The organism is Nocardioides sp. InS609-2 (genome assembly GCF_023208195.1).
Taxonomy (GTDB): domain Bacteria; phylum Actinomycetota; class Actinomycetes; order Propionibacteriales; family Nocardioidaceae; genus Nocardioides.
Genome location: NZ_CP060034.1, coordinates 3,179,781 through 3,202,495, shown reverse-complemented (window position 1 = coordinate 3,202,495; position 22,715 = coordinate 3,179,781). Strand labels below are relative to the sequence as shown.

Here is a 22,715-nt window from a genome sequence, read left to right as displayed (position 1 = left end):
GCCTAGGCGTGATCCCAAGCCAGAAAAATCGGGAGGACAAGACATGAGCGCCCTCACCAGACACGGCATACATTGGTGAGGTGCTGAAGTTCCTGCTGGTCGTCTTCATCTTCGCTCTCCTGGTCTACCTGCTCGTCCGGGTGATCGAGCGGCGAGGCGTGCAGGGAATGCCGCAGCGCCCCCAGAAGCCGCGCAAGCCGCAGCGGCCTTCGTCGCCTGACGACGACCCGGACTTCCTGCGTGATCTCGACCGCAAGAACCGCAAGAAGCGTCAGAAGGACGAGCCGGACTCCACCTGATCGACCGCGCTGTGCAGAGGCGCAGCGCTCTCGGCGTAGGAGTGCTGCGACGTCGTCGAGAAGAAGTTGATCCCGATGAAGTTGAACCACAGCGTCGCCAGCCCCAGCATCGCCAGCCACGCCGCCTTCCGGCCGCGCCAGCCGGCGGTGGTACGGGCGTGGAGGTACGCCGCGTAGACGACCCAGGTGATGAACGCCCAGACCTCCTTGGGGTCCCAGTTCCAGTAGGAGCTCCACGCCTGGTGCGCCCAGATCGGGCCGGTGATCAGCGCGGCGAACGTCCACACCGGGAAGCCGAACGCGTGCATCCGGTAGGAGATCCGGTCGAGCCCGCGCAGGTCGGGCACCCGCGCGAGGTAGCCCGTGGTCTTCTCGGCTCGGTTGCCGCGTGACTTCAGCAGGTAGAGCAGTGAGGCGATGCCGCCGAGGGTGAACGCGCCGGTCGCGATGACCGCGGACACCACGTGGATGACCAGCCACGTCGAGTTGAGCGCCTCGGTGAGCGGCGCGACGGGGTCGTAGAGCCACAGCACGGCCGCCATCAGCACCGCGATCACGAAGCCGGTGACGATCGGCGCCATCCAGTCGAGCCCGAACCGGCGGTAGAACGCCAGGTAGAACAGCGCGACGAAGAAGCAGCCCGCGACCGTGAACTCGTACATGTTGCCCCAGGGCACCCGGTTGGGGTCGGCGGCCATGCCCCGGCCGACGAGCCCGACGAAGTGCACAGCCACGGCAATGACGGTGAGGAGTACGCCGAGCCGCCCGAGCATCGCGGTCCGCCCGGTCTCGACCTCGGTGTCGGCGGGCAGCTTGCGCAGCGACGCCCATTGACCGAGGTGGCACAAGAACGCGAGGAAGTAGACCGCCCCGGCGACGGCGACAGCCTGGTTGCTGAGGGTCTCCCACGACTGGTCGCTCACACGTCCTCCTTGATGGCTTCCATGATCTCGGTGAGCTCCTCCGCGACGTCGCCACCGTCGCTGCGGTCGAGGCCACCGAGCTCGACAAGTGTCTGCTCTTCCTCGCGACGGACACGAATCCACACCCGCCGCGGCCGGATGAACAGCGAACCCAGCAGGCCGAGCAGCGCGAGGCTGACTCCGGAGAGGGCGACCAGCTTGCCCGGGGTACGACTGATCTGGATCTTGTTCCAGCGCTCGAGGCTCTCGAACTTCACCGACCCGGCACCGCCCGGCAGCTTCACGGTGTCGCCGATGCGCATGTCGAGCCGGAGCATCGACCCGTCGGCCTTGGTGACGAGCTTCGCGTTGGCCTTGTCGAGCACGTAGATCGACTGCCCTGCTCCGGTGTCCATGCCCAGGTCGCCGGTGTAGACCTGCATCGACAGCAGCGGGTCGAGGTCCTGGCCGAACGCGGAGTAGGGGCCGCCCTGCTTGCCCGGCGCGAACGCGAACGTCGGGTAGAGCTGGCCCTCCAGACCGATCTGGGTCGGCTGCGCATCGGGCGCCTTCACCACCCCGAACGACTCGAAGGTCTGGTCGGTCGGGAGAAACACAGTAGGTCCGCTGTAGGTGACGTTGCCGTCGCCGTCGGTGATCGTGATGACCGGCGCATAACCGTGCCCGATCAGGAAGACCTCGGTGGAGCCGATGGTCAGCGGGTGGTTGACCTTGAGGCCGTAGGACCTCTCCGGAGCGTCGGGCGACTCGCGATAGTTCAGGTGCGAGACGAACTTCTGCGCCATCCCCTTGCGCGGCCCGCTGGTCAGCCAGTTGACGTCGAAGTCGGTCACGTCGAACGAGAACGGCTCCATCCACTTCTGCTGGAACAGGCTGCCCGGCAGGAAGTCGTCATAGCTGCGTACGTCGTTGGAGAAGCTGCTGCCGACCACGACGATCGTGCCGCCCTTGTAGCCGAACAGGCTGCCCACCCCGAAGCCCACCAGCACCACGACGACCGAGATGTGGAAGACCAGGTTGCCTGCCTCGCGCAGGAACCCACGCTCCGCGGCCACCGTGCTCGCCGTCGTGTCGACCCGGAAGCGCCGCTTGCGCAGCACCTTCGCCGCCCGCGCGAGCACGTCGTCCACCCCCTCGGTCGTCGTGTACGACGCGTGGTGCGGCAGCCGGTCGAGCCGCCGGGGCGCTTGAGGGGGGCGGGCACCCATGGCCCGCCAGTAGACGAAGGTGCGCGGGATGATGCAGCCGACCAGCGAGATCATCAGCAGCAGGTAGATCGCGGCGAACCACGGGGAGTCGTAGACAGAGAAGAGCCCGAGCTTCTCGTAGATCGGGGTCAGCTTCGGGTGCGCGTCCTGCCAGTTCGAGGTCTTCAGCGAGTCGACGTCCGACTGCGGGATGACGGAGCCCGGCACGGCCGCCAGCGCGAGAAGCAGCAGCAGGATCAGCGCGGTCCGCATGGAGGTGAGCTGCCGCCACGACCAGCGCGCCATCTCGCGCAGGGTCAGCTCGCCGGAGCGCCGGGTCAGCTCGGGCTCGCTCATACGGGCGCCTCCGTGCCGAGGATGAGGTTGATCTGCAGCCAGGTCACCATGTCGTCCCACAGCCCACTGACCAGCAGGATCCCGACGGCGACCAACATCAGCCCGCCGACGCGCATCACCCACACCTGGTGGCGACGTACCCAGGCAAACGCGCCGAGCGCGCGCCGGTAGGCCAGCCCCGCGACGATGAACGGCAACCCGAGACCCAGCGCGTAGACCCCGGACAGGAGTGCGCCCCGGCCTGCGGTGGCCTCGTTGATCGACAGCGTGCTGATGGCGCCCAGCGTCGGGCCGATGCAGGGCGTCCAGCCGAGGCCGAACAGCACGCCGAGCAGGGGTGCGGCGGCCAGACCGACCGCCGGCACCTGGTGGATGCGCCAGTCGCGCTGGAGCCACGGCACCAGGCCCGCGAACGCCAGCCCCAGCACGATCGTCAGCGAGCCCAGCACCACTGTGATCTCGCGCTGGTAGTCGATCAGCCAGTAGCCGAGAGCCCCCGACAGCGTGCCGATCACGACGAACACCGCCGAGAAGCCGAGCACGAAGAGCACCGAGCCGAGCAGCATCCGGCCCCGGTGCTGGCCGGCCTCACCCGAGGCCAGGTCGGCGCCCGAGAGGCCGGTCGCGTAGGAGAGGTAGCCGGGCAGCAGCGGGATCACACACGGCGAGAAGAACGAGATGAGACCGGCGACGAGCGCGACCGGAAGCGCCAGGACCAGGGATCCGGAGAAGGCCTGTTCTCGGAACCAGTCACCCATCTTCGGCGGCCACCTCGTCGACGAGGTCGGTCAGCGTCTGGGTCGACGGGATCGAGCCGATGATCGAGGCCGCGACGCGCCCCTTGCGGTCGAGCACGACAGTCGACGGGATCGACCGTGGAGTCAGCGTGCCGTAGAAGGCGAGCAGCGCCTTGCCGTCCGGGGAGTAGATCGACGGGAAGGGCACCTCGAAGTTGCGCACGAAGGCCTTCGACTGATCGGCCGACGCGTCCCGGATGTTGATCCCGAGGTACGACGCGGCGTTGCCGGACTCGTTGGCGGCCGCGACCAGGTCGGGCATCTCGGCCCGGCACGGCGGGCACCACGAGCCCCATACGTTGATGACGACGACCTGACCACGCTGGTCCGCCAGGTCGACCGGGTTGCCGTCGAGGTCTTCGCCGCGGAGGTTGATCGGGTCGTCGCGATCGGTGGGATCGACCTGCTCGACGCGACCGTCACCGGTGACGTAGCCCTTGTCGCCGGTGCCCGACATCGAGTTGCAGCCGGTCAGCACGAGCAGGCCGCCCAGCAGCAGGGTGACGAGGCGGGTCACGACGGTCGCTTCGGATCGGGCGCGCCGCCGGCAGAGAACGGCGCCGACTTGTCCTTGACCGGGATCAGGTCACCGGCCGGCTCGGAGTAGCTCACCTGGGAGAGCGTTTCACCGGTGAAGTGCAGCGACGTCAGCGAGCAGAGGGTGCACTCGCGGTTCTTGGGGTGGTGCAGGTACGACCGCTTCTCGACGTGCAGCCGCGTCGTCCAGATCGGCAGCTGGTGCGACACGATCACCGCCTCGTGGCCGCGCGCGTCGTCGCGGGCGTCGCGCACGGCGGCCATCATCCGGGACGCCATCACGTCGTACGGCTCGCCCCACGACGGCTTCAGCGGGTTGTAGAGGTGCCGCCACAGCCGCGGCCGCTTGATGATCGTCAGTGCGCCCCGACCGAAGTTGATGCCCTCGAAGCGGTTGACCGACTCGATGACGCGGTCGTCGGTGACGATGCTCAGCCCGCGCCGTTCGGAGAGCGGCGCGGCGGTCTCCTGCGCGCGCTCGAGCGGCGAGACGCGCAGGTGCACGATGTCGCGGTCACCGATCGAGTCGGCGATGCGCTGCGCCATCGTGTGGCCCAGCTCGGACAGGTGAAAGCCCGGGCGACGCCCGTAGAGCACGCCTTCGGGGTTGTGCACCTCACCGTGACGGAGCAGGTGGACGATCGTCTTCTCCTGCGTCACGTTCAGCGTCCTTCCGGGGAAGCAGCAGCTGCCCGGGCGGCGCCCGGCAGCGCATCGAGCACGGTCTGTACGGCGCGGTCGTCATGGGCCGAGGAGAGGAACCACGCCTCGTACGCCGACGGTGGCAGGTAGACGCCCGCATCGAGCATCGCGTGGAAGAACGCCGCATAGGCAGCGGTGTCCTGGGTGGCGGCGTCGGCGAAGTCGCGCACCGGCGACCCTGTGAAGAAGACGGAGAACATCGTGCCCGCAGCCTGTACGACGTGCGGCACGCCCGCAGCCGCGAGCGCCTCGGCGGCGGCCCCACGGATCGTCGTACCGGCGGAGCCGATGTGGTCGTAGACCTCGTCAGTGGCCAGGCGCAGAGTGGCCAGGCCGGCGGTGGTGGCGATCGGGTTCCCCGAGAGCGTGCCGGCCTGGTAGACCGGTCCCTCGGGGGAGAGCCGTGACATCACGTCGCGACGGCCGCCGAACGCCGCGGCCGGGAAGCCGCCGCCCATCACCTTGCCGAACGTCATCAGGTCGGGGGTCCAGCCCTCCTCGACACCGTCGAGGCCCCAGCCGCCCTGACTGGTCGCCCGGAAGCCGGTCATCACCTCGTCCGAGATGAAGAGCGCGCCGGCCTCGCGGCAGCTGAGGGCGAGGAACTCGTTGAAGCCTGGCTCGGGCGGCACGACGCCCATGTTGCCGGGCACTGCCTCGGTGATCAGAGCCGCGATGCGCGGGCCGTGCTCGGCGAACGCGGCCTTCACGGCAGCACGGTCGTTGTAGGGCAGCACCAGCGTCAGCTCGGTCGACGACGCCGGCACGCCGGGGCTGCCGGGCACCGCGAACTCCTGGTGGGTCGCCACGCCCGAGCCGGCCGACGCCAGCAGCGAGTCGACGTGGCCGTGATAGCAGCCGGCGAACTTCACGATCACGTCGCGGCCGGTGAAGCCCCGCGCCAGCCGGATCGCCGACATGGTCGCCTCGGTGCCCGAGGACACGAAGCGCACCGCCTCGACGGGGGTGCGGCCGACGATCTCCTCGGCGAGCTCGACCTCGGGCTCGGTCGGAGTGCCGTACGACGTCCCGCGGGCCACCGCAGCCGAGACAGCCGCCATCACCTCGGGGTGGGCATGGCCGAGCAGCATCGGCCCCCACGAGCAGATCAGGTCGACGTACTCGTTGCCGTCGACGTCGGTCAGCCAGGCCCCCTGCGCCGAGCGGATGAAGCGCGGGGTGCCGCCTACGGCATTGAACGCCCGGACCGGCGAGTTCACCCCACCCGGGGTCACCGCACGGGCGCGATCGAAGAGCGCGGCCGAGGCCGGAGCGGGTGTCGGGGTCACCCGGTCATTGTCTCGTAGCACCCAACCCGGCGAGACGACGGGTGGACGCGCCGCCCTACCCGGCCTACATTCGACACGGACGGCGAACAACGGGTCCGGGCGTTTGGCGTCATACGTGAGCGGGCAGACCGTCTCAAACGTAACTCCGTGTGACACCATTCGTTGGATCACCATCGCCCCCGCTTCGGCAGGGCGGTGGCGGGGATGATCAGCACCACGAGGGAGAGCGCGCGACATGTCTGCACCACGCTTCGGACGAATCCAGAAGGCCACGGCCATCGTGCCGCTGGCGCTGCTGTCGGCTGCGTGGACCGCGAGCCTGGCCGGAGTCGGCGCGGGCACCGCCTCCGCCGACGGAGATGTCACCACCCTTCCCGACGGCACCACCGTGCCCTCTCAGGCCATCGAGGCGCCGGCCAGCGTGTCGGTCCCCGGCATCGTCGCCCCCGGCATCGGCAGCAGCAGCGCCCAGAGCGTGGTGGCCTCGGCCTCCCCCAGCGGCATCCCGGCCGCCGCGCTGGCCGCCTACCAGCGCGCCGAAGCCGTCATCAACTCCGCCGACCAGGGCTGCCAGGTGCCGTGGCAGCTGATCGCCGCGATCGGTCGCGTCGAGTCCGACCACGGCCGCTACGCCGGCAACGTCCTCGACGACAACGGCCTGGCCCAGCCCGGCATCTACGGCGTGCCGCTCAACGGCAAGACCAACACCCAGAAGATCACCGACACCGACGCCGGCCAGCTCGACAACGACACGACGTTCGACCGCGCAGTCGGCCCGATGCAGTTCATCCCGTCCACCTGGGCAGTCGTCGGGGTCGACGGCGACAGCGACGGCAAGCGCAACCCGCAGGACATCGACGACGCTGCGCTCGCGACCGGGGTCTACCTGTGCTCGGGCGACGAGGACCTCTCCGGTGAGGCCGGCCAGCGCGCCAGCGTCTACCGCTACAACCACAGCAACGACTACGTCGACCTCGTGCTGTCGATCATGAACGCCTACATCGATGGCGACTACCTCTCGGTGCCCAACACGACGACCTCGGCCCGCGTCTTCCTGCCCGACACCACCGGCCCTACCGGCACGGGCGACAATCGTGGCGGCAAGGGCGACGGCAAGGGGAAGGGCAAGGGCGATGACGGTGGCGACGACGACACGTCCACGCCGACGCCGACCGCCGACCCCACCAAGGTCCCGACGGTCGCGCCGACGAAGGACCCCACCAAGGACCCCACCAAGGTGCCGACCGCAGGGCCCACGACCTCCGTCCCCACCCGCCTGCCGACGATCCTGCCGACCGAGCTGCCCACCGTCGCGGTGCCCACGGTCGGCCCGGTCCTGACGTACGCCGAGGCGCAGGCCCAGTGCATCGCGTCGGGCATCACGGTGCTCCAGGTCACCCAGCTCAACAACTGCATCAACAACCTGCTCAATCCCTGAGCTGAGCAGCGCCGACCGAGGCACGAGGTCGCACGAGCGCGTCGTGAGCTGAGCAGCACCGACCGAGGCACGAGGTCGGTGCGTGGGCTCAGCCAGGTAGAGCAAGCGACGCCACCGAGGAACGAGGTCGCACGAGCGCGTCGAAACCCCGGCAGGTTTCCGTACACCTCGACCTCCGAGGGATCTCGCCGGGCGCTGGCCCCCGGTCGCTGCCCGGCCGCTCCCGCACACACGGCGGGGGACAGGCGTGCCGTGTCGCCGCGGTGGGGCAGGCTTTGGTACTTCGCCGTTGCGCGGCGCCACGGCGCGCTTTTAGCCCCCGCCGTGTCTGCGTGCGCCGCCGGACCGATCGTGGGCCACTTGGTGTGTCGCGGTCAGCGGGCGAGCAGGCGAGCGGCTTCGGCCGCCCAGTACGTCAGCACCACATCAGCGCCGGCCCGCCGGATCGAGGTGAGCGTCTCCAAGATCGCGGCCTCGCGGTCGATCCAGCCGTTGGCGGCAGCCGCCTCGACCATGGCGTACTCGCCGGAGATGTTGTACGCGGCGACCGGCACGTCCACCGCATCGCGCACTCGTCGTACGACGTCGAGGTAGGCCAGGGCCGGCTTCACCATGACGATGTCGGCACCCTCGGCGACGTCGAGAAGCGCCTCACGGACGCCCTCGACGGCGTTGGCGGGGTCCTGCTGGTAGGTGCGGCGGTCGCCGTCGAGCGAGGAGCCGATGGCCTCGCGGAAGGGGCCGAAGAACGCCGAGGCGTACTTGGCGGAGTAGGCCAGGATCGAGACGTCGGAGTGCTCCACGCTGTCGAGGGCGGAGCGCACGACCTTGACCTGGCCGTCCATCATGCCGCTGGGCCCGACCATGTCGACGCCGGCGTTGGCCTGCGCGATCGCCATCTGCGCGTACGCCTCGAGCGTCCGGTCGTTGTCGACCTGGCCGTCGACGCTGAGCAGGCCGCAGTGGCCGTGGTCGGTGAACTCGTCGAGGCACAGGTCGCTCATCACCGTCAGCCCGTCACCGACCTCGGCGACGACGTCGGTGATGGCCAGGTTGAGCACGCCCGTGGGGTCGATGGCACCCGACCCGGTGGCGTCCTTGTGCTCTGGGATGCCGAACAGCATCACCCCGCCCAGCCCCAGCTCGGCCGCCTCGGCGGCGGCCTTCAACAGCGAGCTGCGGGTGTGCTGCACGACGCCCGGCATCGAGCTGATCTCGCGCGGCTCGTCGAGCCCCTCACGCACGAACATCGGCAGCACCAGCTGGCGCGCCTCCAGCGAGGTCTCGGCGACCAGCCGACGCAGCGACGGAGTGCGGCGCAGCCGGCGCGGTCGAATGATCGGGCCGGAGATGTCCGGCTCGAATACGGGCGCACCCCCGGTCGCGGCCACTACTTCGAGCTGACCTTCCGGCGACCCGAGGGCTTGCGCTCGGACGGCTTGGTGACCGGCTGACCGGCGTCGAGCATCGCGAGGCGACGCGCGGCACCGAAGTCGGCGAGCGCGTCCACGAGCTCGTGCACGTCGGGGTGCGGAGCGAGTACGTCGACCCGCAGGCCGTGCTCCTCGGCCGTCTTGGCGGTGGCCGGCCCGATGACCGCGATGATCGTCGACGGGTGCGGCTTTCCGGCGATGCCGACCAGGTTGCGCACCGTGCTGGACGAGGTGAAGACGACGGCGTCGAACTTGCCGGTCTTGATCGCGTCGCGGGTCGGCGCCGGCGGCGGGGTGGCCCGCACCGTGCGGTAGGCGGTGACGTCGTCGCACTCCCAGCCAAGGTCGATCAGGCCGGCGACGAGAGTCTCGGTGGCGATGTCGGCGCGCGGCAGGAACACCCGGTTGATGGGGTCGAGCACGTCGTCGTACTCGGGCCAGTCGGCCAGCAGGCCGGCAGCGGACTGCTCGCCCGACGGCACCAGGTCGGCACGCAGGCCCCAGGCAGCGATGGCCTCGGCGGTCTTGTCACCGACGGCGGCGATCTTGAGTCCGGAGAAGGCGCGGGCGTCTAGGCCGTACTCCTCGAACTTCTCGCGCACGGCCTTGACGGCGTTGACGGACGTGAAGGCGATCCACTCGTAGCGGCCCTCGACCAGGCCGCGCACGGCCTTGTCCATCTGAAGCGGGTTGCGGGGCGGCTCGACCGAGATGGTCGGGACCTCCTCCGGCACCGCGCCGTAGCCACGCAGGCGGCTGGAGACGGTGCCGGCCTGCTCCTTGGTGCGGGGCACGAGCACGCGCCAGCCGAAGAGCGGCTTGGTCTCGAACCACGACAGCGTCTCGCGCAGGTCGACGACGTCGCCGACCACGATGATGGCGGGCGGCGCGACGCGGGCGGCGCGGACGTCGGCGGCCACCTGCTCGAGGGTGGACACCAGGGTGGCCTGCTCGGTGGTGGTGCCCACGCGGGTCACTGCGACCGGCGTCTGCGGCGAACGCCCGGCCGCGACCAGGGCGCCGGCGGTCTCGCCGATCGAGCCGACGCCCGACAGCAGCACCAGGGTGCGGTCGTCGGCGTACAGGCTCCAGTCGACGTTGCCGCCGCAGGTCACCACGGCGACCTCGCGGTTGGTCTTGGTGGTCAGCGGGATGCCGGCGTACGCCGGGACGGCCGCCACGGAGGAGACGCCGGGCACGATCTCGAAGCCGATGCCGGCCTTGACGCAGGCCTGCGCCTCTTCGGGACCGGAGGCGTAGAGGAACGGGTCGCCGGTCATCAGGCGCACCACGCGGGCCTTCTTGCCGTACTTGACGACGACCTTCGAGCGGTTGGCGTGGGTGAGCGGCTGACCGTCGTCGCCGAAGCCGCCGTCGACGAACTCGGGTCCGGCCGCGGCCTCGATCTCGATCTCGGTCTCGCCGTCGGTCTCGACCGGGGCGGGGAGCCCCAGGAGGGTGCGCACCAGCTGCTCGTGCTCGGGTGCCTCGGTGACGACCACCTCGGCCTCGCGCAGGAGCTCGACGGCGCGGACCGTCAACAGACCGGGGTCACCGGGGCCACTGCCGACGAACGACACCCAGCCTCGAACCGTGGCGGTACTGGCGGGAGCGGTGGTCTTGCCTCGAGTCATGCGCGCTGCTTCCTCACTGTGCATTCAATGCTGGTGGCCCTACTTCTTGCGGAGCTTCTGGTGACATCAGGTCTGCTGCTCCGTCGGCAAGCATTTCGCTCGCCAGCCGGGTTCCGACGCCCACGGCGTCGTCGGGCGCACCGGTCGCGCTCATCCGCACCGACCACCCGCCGTCGAGGGTCAGGGCAATCGCCCTGATCCACAACTCGTCGCCGTCTTCGCCTTCGACGACCTCGGCCAGTGCTCCCAGCGGTGCGGAGCACCCGGCCTCGAGTGTCGCCAGCACGGCCCGCTCGGCCTCGATGGCAACCCTCGTGGGGCGATCGTCCAACGTCGCGAGCGCTTCCACCAATTCGGCGGCGTCGCTGCGGCATTCGATGGCGAGCGCACCCTGGCCCGGAGCGGGCAACATCTGGAGCGGATCGAGCAACTCGGTGACCTCGTCGAGCCGGCCCAGACGGGCGAGCCCGGCGCGAGCCAGGAGGACCGCGTCGTACTCACCTTCGGCCACCTTGCGGATGCGGGTGTCGACGTTGCCGCGGATGCCGACGACGTCGAGACCCAGGCCCAGCGCACCGATCTGGGCGGCGCGACGCGGGCTGCCGGTGCCGACCCGGGCGCCGGGTGGGAGCTCGCCGAGGGTGAGCCCGTCGCGGGCGATGACGACGTCGCGCGGGTCCTCGCGAGGGGGTACGGCGACCAGCGTGATGCCGTCTGCGGGGGTCGTCGGCAGGTCCTTGAGCGAGTGCACCGCGATGTCGACCTGGCCGCCGAGCAGCGCGTCGCGCAGGGCGCTCACGAAGACGCCGGTGCCACCGAGCTGGGCCAGCGGGGCACTGCTGCGGTCGCCTTCGGTGCTGACCTCGACGAGCTCGACCTCACGGCCGAGTCGCTCGCGGATCATCGTCGCCACGAGGCCGGACTGGGTGGTGGCCAGGGCAGAGGCGCGGGTCCCGAGGCGCAGTGGCGCGGTCATCGCTTCTCCTCCGCTGGGTTGACGGCGGCCCGGGTCACGGCGTCGACCGCCTCGGGGTCGAGCGAGAAGAGCTCGGCCAGCGCCGCGGCGTACGACACGGCACCCGTCTCGTTGGCCAGCTCCTTGACCCGCACTGTCGGCTGGTGGAGCAGCTTGTCGGCGACCCGGCGCAGCGTGTGCAGGACCTCCGCGCGGGTGGCGGCGTCGAGGCCGGGCCGCCGGGCGTCGAGGCGGGCCATCTCGGAGTCGACGACCCCGGTCGCCATCGAGCGCAGCGCGACGACGGTCGGCGTGACCTGCGACTGGCGGCGGGCCGACAGGAACGCCGAGATCTCCTGCGCGACGATCGCGCGGACCCCGGCGACGTCCTTGGCGGCGGGTACGTCGCGCAACTGCTCGGCGAGCATCGCCAGGTCGGTGAGGCGGACTCCCGGCAGCTCGGCGACGGCCGGGTCGACGTCGTGCGGCAGGGCCAGGTCGACGATCTCGAGCGGCTCGGTGCGGTCACCACGGGCGGCGTCGATCATCGCCCGAGTCACGAGCAGCCCGGCGGCGCCGGTGCAGGTGATGAGCACGTCGGCCTCGGGCAGCGCGCCGGGCAGTGACTCCAGCGGCAGCGACCGGGCGGCGTACTCGAGGGCGAGCCGGTCGGCCTTCTCGGACGACCGGTTGACGACGGTGACCGAGGCGGCGCCCAAACGCGACACCGTGGCGGTGGCGAGCGAGGCCATGGCTCCGGCGCCGACGATGACGACGCGCGCGCCGGCGATGCCGCCGCGCTCACCGGTGGCGTGGTCGAGCGCCGCGGTCACCAGGGAGGGTGCGGCGCCGTCGATGTCGGTCTCCGCATGGGTGCGCTTGCCGACACGCAGGGCCTGCTGGAAGAGGAGGTTGAGCGCCGGGCCGAGAGTGCCGAGCTCTTGGCCCGCCCGCAGGGCGTCGCGGGCCTGGCCGAGGATCTGGCCCTCGCCGACGACCATCGAGTCGAGGCCAGCGGCGACGTGGAAGAGGTGGGAGACGGCACCGTCGTCGTAGTGGACGTAGAGGTGCGGCACCAGCGACTCGGCCGGCTCGTCGGCGCGCTCGACGATGAGCCGGCTGACCTCCTCGACGCTGCCGTGGAAACGGTCGACCTCGGCGTAGATCTCCAGCCGGTTGCAGGTTGCGATGACCGCGGCCTCGGTGACGTGGTCGCTCGCCGCGGCGTCGATCGCCAACTTGCGGGCGCCGTCGGCATCGAGCGCGAGACGCTCCAGCAGCGCGACCGGCGCGGTCTTGTGCGAGATGCCGACAACGAGGACGCTCATGCGATCACCTCGGCGGCCGATGACTTGCGCTGCTCGTGGTAGGCGAGGATCTGCAGCTCGATGGAGAGATCGACCTTGCGTACGTCGACGCCGTCGGGCACCGCGATCACGCTCGGTGCGAAGTTGAGGATGCTGGTGATGCCGGCCCCGACCATCCGGTCGGCGACGTCCTGGGCGGCGACAGCGGGGGTGGCGATCACGCCGATGGCAACGCCCTGGTCCGCGACGATCTGCTCGAGGTCGTCGAACGGGCGTACGTCGACTCCGGCGACGACTTCCTGGTGGCGCTCGGGGTCGGCGTCGAGCAGGGCCACGACCCGGAAGCCACGGCTGCGGAAGCCGGAGTAGTTGGCCAGCGCGTGGCCGAGGTTGCCGATGCCGACGATGACCACGGGCCAGTCCTGGGTAACCCCGATCTCGCGGGCGATCTGATAGCGGAGGTACTCCACGTCGTACCCGACACCACGGGTGCCGTAGGACCCGAGGTAGGAGAGGTCCTTCCGCAGCTTGGCGCTGTTGACGCCGGTGGCGTGGGCGAGCTCCTCACTGGAGCAGGTGGCCGTGCCGCCGTCGACGAGCGTGGTCAGGGCGCGGAGGTAGATCGGGAGACGCGCAACCGTGGCCTCGGGAATGTCCCGGGCCGGGTCGGCAGAGTTCCGTGCGCTCACTGGGTGCTTCTTTCCAGCAGGCCGATCCCGGACTACGACGGTCCGTTTCAGGTCGGTCGGCCAGATCACTGTAGGAGTTTGTGAACGCGAGAACAAACTGAGCGGCCGGCATGTGACAAGCCCCACGCGGCTATGTCGAGTCGGCGGCCAGCGCAGCGCGAAGACGAGCGGGGTCGACGCGCCAGAAGTCGTGCTGGCGGCCGTCTACGAACGTCACCGGGACCTCCTCGCCGAAGCGGTCCACCAGTGCCGGGTCGGTGTCGATGTCGACCTCGGCGTACTCCTCGCCGAGCTCCTCGCACACGGCGGCGATGACCGTCCGCGCCTCGTCACAGAGGTGGCAGCCGGCGCGGCCGTAGAGGGTGACGCGCGCAGTCATTCGAGCAGGCCTAGCGCGCGGCGGCGTTCGAGACCGCGCAGCCTGCCCTTCTGCACCTTGCCGGTGACCGTCAGCGGGAGCTCGTCGACGACCTCGATGCGGGCCGGCTGTTTGAAGCGGGCCAGGCGCGTGCCGACGTGGGCGCGGACCGCCTCACCGAGGTCAGCGGGCGACGACTTCGGTGACGGGACGACGTAGGCGACGACGGCTTCTCCGGTGACGCCGTCGGGAGCGCCGATCACCGCGACGTCGGCGACGGTGGCCAGCTCGCGGATGACGTCCTCGACCTCCGACGGGTAGACGTTGAAGCCGGAGACGATCACCAGCTCCTTGATGCGGTCGACCAGGAACAGGTCACCGGACGCGTCGAGGAACCCGACATCGCCCGTGGCCCACCAGCCATCGGCGTCGGGACCGCCCGCGCCGTCGGGCCAGTAACCGCTGAAGAGGTTGTCGCCGCGGATGGAGATCTCGCCCGGGTCCTCGCCCGACGGGGTCGCACCCCGCTCGTCGACCAGCCGGATCTCGATGCCGGGCAGCGCCGCCCCGACCGAGCCGACCTGCGACACCTCGCTGCACAGCGTGCTCGTCACCACCGGCGCGGCCTCGGTGAGGCCGTAGCCCTGGTGGACCTCGATGCCCGAGACCCGGGTGAACTCCTCGATCACCTGCGGAGCCAGCGGGGCCGAGCCCGACAGCATCAGGCGCACGGGTCCGAGCCGCTCCGCGAGGTGCTCGACCGGCAGCCAGTGGGCGAAGACGGGCGGCGCCACGGGCACGACGGAGATCGCCTCGTCGTCGATAAGGTCGAGGGTGCCCTGGGAGTCGAACCGGTCGACCAGCAGCAGCTTCGCCCGATGCCGGAGCACTCCGCCGAGCACGGCGTTGAGCCCGTAGACGTGGAACAGCGGCAGCACGCCCAGCACTACGTCGTCGCCGTGGATCATCGGCGGCTCGACCTGCGCGACCTGGTCGATGTTGGCCAGCAGCGCGCGGTGCGTGAGCATCGCGCCGCGCGGTCGGCCGGAGGTGCCGCTGGTGTAGAGCAGGGCGGCGAGCTTCTCGGGGTCGAGCAGCGGCGGCACCGGCCGGGCCTCGGGCGCCAGCACGTCGTCGTAGGGCATCTCACCGTCGGCAGCCGGAGCACCCACCAGCACGACGCGAGGCGCGGAACCCAGCCGGGACACGGCTTCACGCACTACTGCGCCGGTATCGCCGTCGGCGATCACCACGCGGGCGCCGGAGTCGGCGAGCATCCGCTCGATCTCGTCGGCGGTCGACTTCGGATTCACGGGTACGGCGACCGCCTGGGCCCGCAGCACGCCGAGATAGGAGGTCACGAACTCGAGACGGTTGCCCATCACGACCATCACCCGGTGTCCGGCAAGCGCTCCAATGTGACCCAGACCCGTGGCCAGCCGGGCCACCTCGTCCTCGAGGGCGAGCCACGTGAGCGACCGCCCACCGGCCTCGACGACAGCCAGCCGTTCGGGACTCTCGTCGGCGGCGATGGCCACCAGCTCGGAGACGTCAGTGATGCGCGACATGAGGAGATACTTCCACACGCGTCGACCCCTCGAACTGCCTCTAGGCTGATGCCGTGACCCCGCCCGAGAAGCCCCGGCGCGCGCCCAACCTGCAGCGCCGTTCGACCCTCGCCGGCGAGGCAGCGGCCGCCGCCGCCGAGGTCGAAGCAGCGCTCGACCACCCGGCCGACGCGGGCAGCGCGGCATTCTTCGACGTCGACAACACCGTCATGCAGGGCGCCAGCATCTTCCACCTCGCCCGGGGCCTGCACCGCCGCGAGTTCTTCACGACCCGTGAGATCCTCGGCGCCGCGTGGAAGCAGGCCTACTTCCGCATCGTCGGGGTCGAGGACCCCGAGCACGTCGCCGAGGCACGCAGCTCGGCGCTCAGCTTCATCGCCGGCCACACCGTCGCCGAGCTCGAGGAGCTCGGCGAGGAGATCTTCGACGAGGCGATGGCGCACCGCATCTGGCCCGGCACCCGGGCCCTGGCCCAGCTGCACCTCGACCAGGGCCAGCGGGTGTGGTTGGTGACCGCCGCACCGATCGAGATCGCCACCACGATCGCCCGGCGCCTCGGCCTCACCGGCGCGATGGGCACAGTCGCCGAGCACGAGAACGGCGTCTACACCGGCCGCCTCGTGGGCGAGATGCTGCACGGGCCGGCAAAGGCCGAGGCGATCAAGGCGCTGGCCGCGCGCGAAGGGCTGGACCTGTCCCGCTGCTCGGCGTACTCCGACTCCGTCAACGACCTGCCGATGCTCTCGATGGTCGGCGACCCGGTCGCCATCAACCCCGACTTCCGGCTGCGCGCACACGCCCGGGAGCAGGGCTGGCGCATCCGCGACTACCGCACCGGCCGCAAGGCGGCCCGCGCCGGACTGATGGCCGCCGCCCTCGCCGGCGCCGCGAGCGGCACGGTCGCGGCCGGCCTGGCGATCAAGGGGTGGCGCGACCACTCCTGAGACGGCGCGGCTATCTCTCCCGAACGGGTTCACAACGTGCCCGTCCAGACCTACTCTTGAGTAGGCCCCGGGGGATGGGTCGTCTGGGAGGGCATTCAGGATGCTGGGAGAGGACGATCTTGCGCGCGGTCTCGATGTGCTCAGATCCTCCGTTCTCGCTGCCCTGAGGACCCCGCAGCTCTCCCCCACCGGCCCCTCCATCCTGTACGCCGAGGCGACAACGCCGTCCGACCGCGACACGATCGTCCCGGCCGGTGGCGGTGGCCCCGGCGACTTCGGCGATGCCGACCTGGCCACCTCCTCCGAGGAGTCCGAGGCCGATCGCACCCGGCTGATCGCCCTGGTCGAGCTGGCCCGCACCGGCGACAAGGAGGCGTTCGGCCTCCTCTTCGACCACTACCACGGCTCGGTCTACCGCTTCCTCTACTACCGCACCCGCTCGGCCACCCTGGCCGAAGACCTCGCGTCGGAGACCTTCTTCCGCGCGCTGCGGAGCATGAACAACTTCCGGTGGCAGGGCAAGGACTTCGGCGCCTGGCTGATGACCATCGCGCGCAACCTCGCCACCGATCACTTCAAGGCCGGCCGCACCCGCCTCGAGATGACCACCGACGACATGGCGGCCCACGACGACTCGACCGAGGGCCCCGAGGACGAGGTGCTCGCCGAGCTCACCAACGAGATCCTGCTGGTCGCCCTCAAGGACCTGCCCGACGAGCAGCGCGACTGCCTGGTCATGCGGTTCCTCCAGGGACTCTCGATCGCCGAGACCGCCGCGATCCTCAAGCGCAGCGACGGCGCCATCAAGCAGCTCCAGCTGCGCGGCGTACGCAACCTCGCCAAGCGGCTGCCCGAGGGGGTGCGGTCATGATGCAGGAAATGGTCCAGATGTCTGCCCCCGCCGCCGTAACCTCTCTCGTCCGCGCATCGTTGGATCGGTCAAAGGCGCTTTCCGGTGATGGGGCCGGAAGCCAGACGGATCAGCAAGGACGGCGGCGATGACTCCAGTCTTCACTGCGCGTCGACAGGCTGCAGAGTTCGAGAGCGGGTTGTCGGGGGGCCTCGTCCTCTCGAGCCTGTCGCGGAGCGACGCCGCCGCCCTCGCTCCGTTGCTCGACCTGGTCAGCCAGCTGCAGGCGGTCGCCCCGCCCGCACCGCGTGCTGACTACCTCACCGACCTGCGCGCGCGGCTGATGGTCGAGGCCGACTCCGTGCTCGTGACCGTCGACACCGCCGCCGAGGCCCGTCTTCGCCTGACGCCCAGCGACCCGACAGCGCGCCGCCGCGAGCGCCGTCTCGCGACCGTGCTCGGCGGGGCTGCGCTCATCGGTGCCACCGCCTCGGTGGCGGTCGCTGCCCAGGGAGCACTGCCGGGCCAGACGCTCTATCCCGTCAAGCGGGCCATCGAGAACGTCCGCACCGACGTCTCCACCAGCGACGGCGCCAAGGCATCCATGCTTCTGGCCAACGCCTCCGGCCGGCTCGACGAGATCGACCAGCTGGCGCGCGAGGGCTCCGCCGCCGGCATCGCGGCGCTGCCCGGCACGCTCGACACCTTCTCCGACCAGGCTGGCCAGGCGGCCGAGCTACTGCTCGACGACTACCGGCGCACCGGCCGCGAGGGTTCGATCACCGAGCTGCGCGACTTCACCGGCGAGAGCATGACGATGCTCGCGCGACTCGAGGGCACCCTGCCCGACGGCGCCCGCGACGAGCTGTTGCACGCCGCGCGCACCGTGGCGGCGTACGACGCCCGGGCCAACGCCGCATGCCCGACCTGCGCCGGCGCGGGTGTCACCGAGATGCCCTCTGTGCTGGCCTCGGCCGGCATCTCGACGGCGGTGACGATTCCGGCGTCGCTGCCGGGCATCGAGCTGCCGACACCTACCAACCTGCCCGGGGACAGCACGAAGGGTCACGGCAAGGGCAACGACACGGGCGGCACCGATGACGTGATCGACACCGTGCCCGTGCCCGTCCCTGAGCCGCCGACGCTGCCGCCCACGAAGAAGCCCGACCCGGACATCGGCAAGGACACCACCAAGACCGCGACCGATGTCATCGACACGATCACCGGCACCCTGACCGGCGCCACCGCGACCGACCGTGGTGTCGTCGGGGGCGTGGTCGTCGGGGTCGAGGACGTCGTCAAGGACACCGCCGAGGTGGTCGATGGCACGATCGGCACCGTTGGTGGCCTCACGGGCGGCCTGACCAACCCCTGATCAGCAGCTGTCAGCGGAAGACCGACTGGCGGTCGAGCAGCAACGTGTAGAGCGTCTGCTGGATCGTCTCGCGCACCTGGTCGGTGACGTTGAAGACGAGCATCGGGTCCTCGGCCTCGGTCGCAGCGTAGGAGTCGGTGCGGATGGGCTCGCCGAACTCCATCAGCCACTTCGACGGCAGCGGCACCATCCCGATCGGGCCGAGCCACGGGAACAGCGGCGTGATCGGGAGGTAGGGCACGCCCAGCAGCCGCGCCAGCGACGGGATGTTGCCGACGAGCGGGTAGATCTCCTCGGCGCCGACGACCGAGAGCGGGACGATGGGTACGCCGGTGCGTAGGGCCGCCGAGACGAACCCGCCACGGCCGAACCGCTGGAGCTTGTAACGATCCGACCACGGCTTGCCGATGCCCTTGAACCCTTCGGGCCACACGCCGACGAGCTCGCCGTTGGTGAGCATCCGCTCGGCGTCCTCGTTGCAGGCGAGGGTTGCGCCGGCCTTGCGGGCCAGGCTGCTCACCAGCGGCATCTTGAAGACCAGGTCGGCGCCGAGCGGGCGCAGGAAGCGGCCGGTGCGGTCGTGGATGGTGGACATCGTCATCAGGCCGTCGACCGGGACGGTGCCGGAGTGGTTGGAGACCACCAGCGCGCCGCCCTCGGTGGGGATGTTCTCGATGCCGCGCACCTCGATGCGGAACCACTTCTCGGCGATCGGTCGCAGGGCTGCCAGGAAGAAGCGCTCGGTGACCTCCTGGTCGAAGCCGTACTCGTCGACGGCGTAGCCGCCTTCGAGCCGGCGGCGCAGGAACGCCATGAACTCGGCCAGCCGGCGCTCCCACTGGTCGTCGAAGAGCTCGACGGCTGCCTGCTGGAACGCGGAGAGCCAGTCGGTGACTGGGATGCCGGCCATCGGGTGGCGGTCGGTTGCGGTCGTCGCACTGGTGACGGGGGCGGCTGCCGCGGGCGGTGCTGACTTCGGGGCGGGCGCGGATTTCACGGCGGCCGGCTCGGGAGCTGGCTTGGCCGGCGCCTTCTTCTTCGTCGGGGCCAGGCTTCGGGCGGCCGACGACGGCTTGGACCTGCCGGTGCCGCGGCCGGGACGGCCAGAGGTGCCGATCGGGATGATCTGCGCGTCGGACTCAGGCACTGACGACCCCCCTCGCGGTGCGCCGGGACGCGCCCAGAGAGACGCCGAAGTCGGCGAAGGCCTCTTCGGTGGTGAAGCCCGGCGTGAAGCCGAGCTCCGAACGCATCCGGGTGGTGTCGACGCCCCGACCGAACGTCAGGAAGCCGATCTGCTCGGGTGAGAAGTCGGCCAGCCGCGCCGATCGCAGCACGCTGCCGGTGCGACCGACGGCGAAGGCGGGCAGCGGCACGCTCGGCTTCTCGAGGCGGCGCAGCGCCTGGGACAGCATGAGTACGCCGTCGCCCGCGACGTTGAAGGTGCCGCTGACGTCGCCGGTGGCCGCATGGCCGAGCACCGAGAGCAGGTCGTCCTCGTGCAGGAACTGGAGCCGCGGGTCGTAGCCGAGCACGGTCGGCACGAACGGCAGCCGGAAGTAGGAGGTGATCGGGCTGACGACGTGCGGGCCGATCACGTTGGCCGCGCGGAGCATCGTCACCGCGACATCGGGGCGGCGGCGGGCGAACCCGCGGACGTAGCCCTCGATCTCGTAGACGTCCTTGGCATAACCCGAGCGGGGCAGCTGCTTGGGTCCCATGTCCTCGGTGAACATCGCCGGATCGCGGCTGCTCGCGCCGTAGACGGTGGTCGTCGACTTCACCACGAGACGGCGTACGCCCGGCGCGGCCTGGCAGGCCGCCAGGAGCTGCATCGTCCCGATGACGTTGAGCTCCTTCATCGTGTTGCGGCCCCCGGCGGTGCCGGGGGTCGCGATCACGCTCATGTGGACGACGGTGTCGACGTCTTCCTTGGCGATGACCTTCGCGATGACGGGGTTGCGGATGTCGGCGCGCACGAAGGAGACGGCGCCGATGTCACCCCGCGGCGGGACGACGTCCACGCCGATGACGCGATCAATGGAGGGGTCGGCCGCGGCCGCACGCGCGAAGCGTCGACCGATGTCGCGGGAGACTCCCGTGACCAGAACGACCCGCCCCATGATCGGGCAGGCTTACTTGCCGAGCTTGCGACGCTGCACGCGCGTCTTCTTCAGGAGCTTGCGGTGCTTCTTCTTGGCCATGCGCTTGCGCCGCTTCTTGATAACAGAACCCACGGGTAAACCTTTCAGCAAAAGTGTGTGGCGGTCGGACAGGAGACCAGACCGACCAGCACAGCCTACTTGCCGTGGGTCAGGGCAGAGAATCCGGTCTCGGCGCTGCCGGACCGGAGGTCACGATCGAGGGGGTCAGCCGGCGTTGAAGAAGCTCTTGTGGAGGTACTCGTTGACGTCTTCCTCGGTGACCCGGAAGGAACGACCCACGCGCACGGCAGGGAGCTCGCCGTTGTGCACGAGACGGTAAACAGTCATCTTCGAGACCCTCATCATCGAAGCGACTTCGGCAATGGTCAGAAACTTGACGCCTGACATGTCCGCTGCAGCCATGGTGTGCACCGATCCTCGCTGGCGGCACGGCACCGGCTTCCCCACCGGTGTCACAAACGTGGCGCATTGGTGAGACTAGGGCCTGGAGTGACCCGGGGGAAGGGTGTGACTGAAGAAACTTGAGTTGCTCCGGCGTGTCGCATTGCAAATGGCCCGTATGGGCCACCAGTCCATGCCCCGAGCGGCGGCCCCGCGTCGCCGGCCAGCCTAGGGAAACGGGTCCAGCCCGTGCAAGGGGAAGACGGCAGTCCGGGTGGCGTGGATGGCCCGGTCCAGCCAGGTCTCGGGGTCGTAGCCCTCGCTCCAGTCGCGCCAGGCGGGAGTCCGGCCGTCGGTCAGCCGGTGCGGGGGCGTACGTCCGATCATGGTGTCGACGTACTCCCGCCACATGGGCGGTGTCAGCGTCTCGGGGTCCAGCGGCCGGCCACCGACGATCGCAAGCAGGTGGGTCCACGCGCGCGGCACGACCTCGACGATGGCGTAGCCACCGCCACCGGTGACGACCCACTTGCCGCCGCAGATCTCGTGGGCGAGCTCGTGCAGGGCGAGGTACGCCGCCCGCTGGCCGTCGACGGACAGCATCAGGTGGGCGAGCGGGTCCTCCATGTGCGAGTCGCAGCCGTGCTGGGTGACCAGGACCTGGGGGTCGAACTCGCGCAGCACCTGGGGTACGACGGCATGGAAGGCGCGCAGCCAGCCACCGTCTGCAGTGCCCGGCGGGAGGGCGACGTTGACCGCCGTGCCTTCCGCGTCCGGACCGCCGGTGTCGTTGGGGAACCCGGTGCCGGGGAACAGCATCTGGCCCGTCTCGTGCAGCGAGATCGTCAGCACCCGCGGGTCGTTGTAGAAGAGCACCTCGACCCCGTCGCCGTGGTGCACGTCGACGTCGACGTACGCGACCCGCTCGACGCCCTGGTCGAGCAGCCACTGGATGCCGACCGCGATGTCGTTGTAGATGCAGAAGCCACTGGCCTTGTCGGCCATCGCATGATGCAGGCCCCCGGCGATGTTGGCGCTGTGCAGGGACTCACCACTCCACACCTGCCGGAATGCCTCGACGGTGGCGCCGACGACGTGCGCGGCGGCCACGTGCATGCCCTCGAAGACCGGGTCGTCCTCGGTGCCGAGGCCATGGTCGAGGTCTTCGGCGCCCGGCGTCGTGCCGCACCGCGTGACGGCATCGATGAAGTCACGGCTGTGCACCGTGGCGATGAGGTCCTCGTCGGCCATCGGCGCGGGCACGACGTCGAGGTGCTCGAGCACCCCGAGCTCCTCGGCCAGCCGCATCGTCAGGTCGACCCGCAGCGGCGACATCGGGTGAGAGGGTCCGAAGTTGTATTCGGTCAGGGTCTTGTCGAAGACCACGCTTGCCGGTCCGGGACAGTCCACCATGGCCGCGAGGCTACTCCGCAGTCACCGCAAGGTGGTTCAATGGACTCGTGCCGAACACCTCGATCCAGCTGTGGTGGGCCGCCTGAGGCGGACCACCCTTCGAGCACACCCATC

At 70.2% G+C, this 22,715-nt stretch carries 23 protein-coding genes; 5 read left to right on the top strand and 18 right to left on the bottom strand.

Going from position 1 to position 22,715, the window contains the following annotated elements; genetic code table 11:
- Positions 1-80 precede the first annotated feature (80 nt).
- Positions 81-299, top strand: coding sequence for a hypothetical protein (locus tag H4Q84_RS16555; RefSeq protein WP_248580182.1), 219 nt, complete (start codon positions 81-83; stop codon positions 297-299).
- On the opposite strand, the gene ccsB is transcribed toward H4Q84_RS16555, so the two are convergent.
- Genes ccsB through hemL form a run of 6 tightly spaced genes read right to left on the bottom strand, consistent with a single transcriptional unit; the run spans position 272 to position 6,091 of the window.
- Positions 272-1,222, bottom strand: a complete 951-nt coding sequence (gene ccsB / locus H4Q84_RS16550) for a c-type cytochrome biogenesis protein CcsB (RefSeq protein ID WP_248580181.1) — start codon at positions 1,220-1,222, stop codon at positions 272-274. The genes H4Q84_RS16555 and ccsB overlap by 28 nt on opposite strands.
- Entirely contained in the window at positions 1,219-2,766 is a 1,548-nt protein-coding gene (locus H4Q84_RS16545; RefSeq protein WP_248580180.1) for a cytochrome c biogenesis protein ResB, read from the bottom strand. The genes ccsB and H4Q84_RS16545 overlap by 4 nt, the downstream gene beginning before the upstream one ends.
- A complete protein-coding gene (locus tag H4Q84_RS16540) occupies positions 2,763-3,524 on the bottom strand; it encodes a cytochrome c biogenesis protein CcdA (protein ID WP_248580179.1) in 762 nt (253 codons plus the stop codon). The genes H4Q84_RS16545 and H4Q84_RS16540 overlap by 4 nt, the downstream gene beginning before the upstream one ends.
- Positions 3,517-4,080 (bottom strand): TlpA disulfide reductase family protein, encoded by a 564-nt coding sequence (locus H4Q84_RS16535; RefSeq protein ID WP_248580178.1) that lies wholly within the window; start codon positions 4,078-4,080, stop codon positions 3,517-3,519. The genes H4Q84_RS16540 and H4Q84_RS16535 overlap by 8 nt, the downstream gene beginning before the upstream one ends.
- The gene (locus H4Q84_RS16530) at positions 4,077-4,766 is read right to left on the bottom strand and encodes a histidine phosphatase family protein (protein WP_248583669.1); all 690 of its coding nucleotides are present in this window, start codon (positions 4,764-4,766) and stop codon (positions 4,077-4,079) included. The genes H4Q84_RS16535 and H4Q84_RS16530 overlap by 4 nt, the downstream gene beginning before the upstream one ends.
- A complete protein-coding gene (hemL, locus tag H4Q84_RS16525) occupies positions 4,763-6,091 on the bottom strand; it encodes a glutamate-1-semialdehyde 2,1-aminomutase (protein ID WP_248580177.1) in 1,329 nt (442 codons plus the stop codon). Before hemL ends, H4Q84_RS16530 begins: the two co-directional genes overlap by 4 nt.
- Positions 6,092-6,326: 235 nt before the next feature.
- Between hemL and H4Q84_RS16520 the strand changes: the two genes are divergently transcribed.
- Complete coding sequence (locus tag H4Q84_RS16520) at positions 6,327-7,529, top strand: lytic murein transglycosylase (RefSeq protein WP_248580176.1); 1,203 nt, start codon at positions 6,327-6,329, stop codon at positions 7,527-7,529.
- A 374-nt stretch (positions 7,530-7,903) separates the two neighbouring features.
- Here the strand turns inward: H4Q84_RS16520 and hemB are convergent, their stop codons facing one another.
- From hemB to H4Q84_RS16485, 7 genes are all read right to left on the bottom strand, one after another.
- On the bottom strand, positions 7,904-8,920 hold the full coding sequence (gene hemB / locus H4Q84_RS16515; protein ID WP_248580175.1) for a porphobilinogen synthase: 1,017 nt from the start codon (positions 8,918-8,920) through the stop codon (positions 7,904-7,906).
- A complete protein-coding gene (locus H4Q84_RS16510; protein WP_248580174.1) occupies positions 8,920-10,596 on the bottom strand; it encodes a uroporphyrinogen-III synthase in 1,677 nt (558 codons plus the stop codon). Before H4Q84_RS16510 ends, hemB begins: the two co-directional genes overlap by 1 nt.
- Positions 10,597-10,609: 13 nt before the next feature.
- Entirely contained in the window at positions 10,610-11,572 is a 963-nt protein-coding gene (gene hemC, locus H4Q84_RS16505) for a hydroxymethylbilane synthase (protein WP_248580173.1), read from the bottom strand.
- A complete protein-coding gene (locus H4Q84_RS16500) occupies positions 11,569-12,879 on the bottom strand; it encodes a glutamyl-tRNA reductase (protein ID WP_248580172.1) in 1,311 nt (436 codons plus the stop codon). The genes hemC and H4Q84_RS16500 overlap by 4 nt, the downstream gene beginning before the upstream one ends.
- A complete protein-coding gene (locus H4Q84_RS16495) occupies positions 12,876-13,547 on the bottom strand; it encodes a redox-sensing transcriptional repressor Rex (RefSeq protein WP_248580171.1) in 672 nt (223 codons plus the stop codon). The genes H4Q84_RS16500 and H4Q84_RS16495 overlap by 4 nt, the downstream gene beginning before the upstream one ends.
- A 130-nt stretch (positions 13,548-13,677) precedes the next feature.
- Positions 13,678-13,926 carry a glutaredoxin family protein gene (locus H4Q84_RS16490; RefSeq protein WP_248580170.1) on the bottom strand — a complete coding sequence of 83 codons (249 nt, stop codon included), beginning with the start codon at positions 13,924-13,926 and terminating at the stop codon, positions 13,678-13,680.
- Entirely contained in the window at positions 13,923-15,473 is a 1,551-nt protein-coding gene (locus tag H4Q84_RS16485) for an AMP-binding protein (RefSeq protein ID WP_248580169.1), read from the bottom strand. The genes H4Q84_RS16490 and H4Q84_RS16485 overlap by 4 nt, the downstream gene beginning before the upstream one ends.
- 53 nt (positions 15,474-15,526) lie before the next feature.
- Between H4Q84_RS16485 and H4Q84_RS16480 the strand changes: the two genes are divergently transcribed.
- The 3 genes from H4Q84_RS16480 to H4Q84_RS16470 all read left to right on the top strand — a co-directional run bounded on the left by H4Q84_RS16480 (position 15,527) and on the right by H4Q84_RS16470 (position 18,642).
- Positions 15,527-16,417, top strand: a complete 891-nt coding sequence (locus H4Q84_RS16480) for an HAD-IB family hydrolase (protein WP_248580168.1) — start codon at positions 15,527-15,529, stop codon at positions 16,415-16,417.
- A 100-nt stretch (positions 16,418-16,517) separates the two neighbouring features.
- The gene (locus H4Q84_RS16475) at positions 16,518-17,288 is read left to right on the top strand and encodes a sigma-70 family RNA polymerase sigma factor (protein ID WP_248580167.1); all 771 of its coding nucleotides are present in this window, start codon (positions 16,518-16,520) and stop codon (positions 17,286-17,288) included.
- A 127-nt stretch (positions 17,289-17,415) separates the two neighbouring features.
- Positions 17,416-18,642, top strand: a complete 1,227-nt coding sequence (locus H4Q84_RS16470) for a DUF5667 domain-containing protein (RefSeq protein WP_248580166.1) — start codon at positions 17,416-17,418, stop codon at positions 18,640-18,642.
- A gap of 10 nt (positions 18,643-18,652) precedes the next feature.
- Here the strand turns inward: H4Q84_RS16470 and H4Q84_RS16465 are convergent, their stop codons facing one another.
- The 5 genes from H4Q84_RS16465 to H4Q84_RS16445 form a co-directional block, all read right to left on the bottom strand.
- The gene (locus H4Q84_RS16465) at positions 18,653-19,789 is read right to left on the bottom strand and encodes a lysophospholipid acyltransferase family protein (protein WP_248580165.1); all 1,137 of its coding nucleotides are present in this window, start codon (positions 19,787-19,789) and stop codon (positions 18,653-18,655) included.
- Positions 19,782-20,765, bottom strand: a complete 984-nt coding sequence (locus tag H4Q84_RS16460; protein WP_248580164.1) for an NAD-dependent epimerase/dehydratase family protein — start codon at positions 20,763-20,765, stop codon at positions 19,782-19,784. The genes H4Q84_RS16465 and H4Q84_RS16460 overlap by 8 nt, the downstream gene beginning before the upstream one ends.
- A 12-nt stretch (positions 20,766-20,777) precedes the next feature.
- Positions 20,778-20,879, bottom strand: coding sequence for an AURKAIP1/COX24 domain-containing protein (locus tag H4Q84_RS16455; protein WP_008356322.1), 102 nt, complete (start codon positions 20,877-20,879; stop codon positions 20,778-20,780).
- Between the two features lie 132 nt (positions 20,880-21,011).
- Positions 21,012-21,209 (bottom strand): helix-turn-helix domain-containing protein, encoded by a 198-nt coding sequence (locus tag H4Q84_RS16450; protein ID WP_248580163.1) that lies wholly within the window; start codon positions 21,207-21,209, stop codon positions 21,012-21,014.
- 207 nt (positions 21,210-21,416) lie between these two features.
- A complete protein-coding gene (locus tag H4Q84_RS16445) occupies positions 21,417-22,601 on the bottom strand; it encodes an acetoin utilization protein AcuC (protein ID WP_248580162.1) in 1,185 nt (394 codons plus the stop codon).
- Between the last annotated feature and the right edge of the window lie 114 nt (positions 22,602-22,715).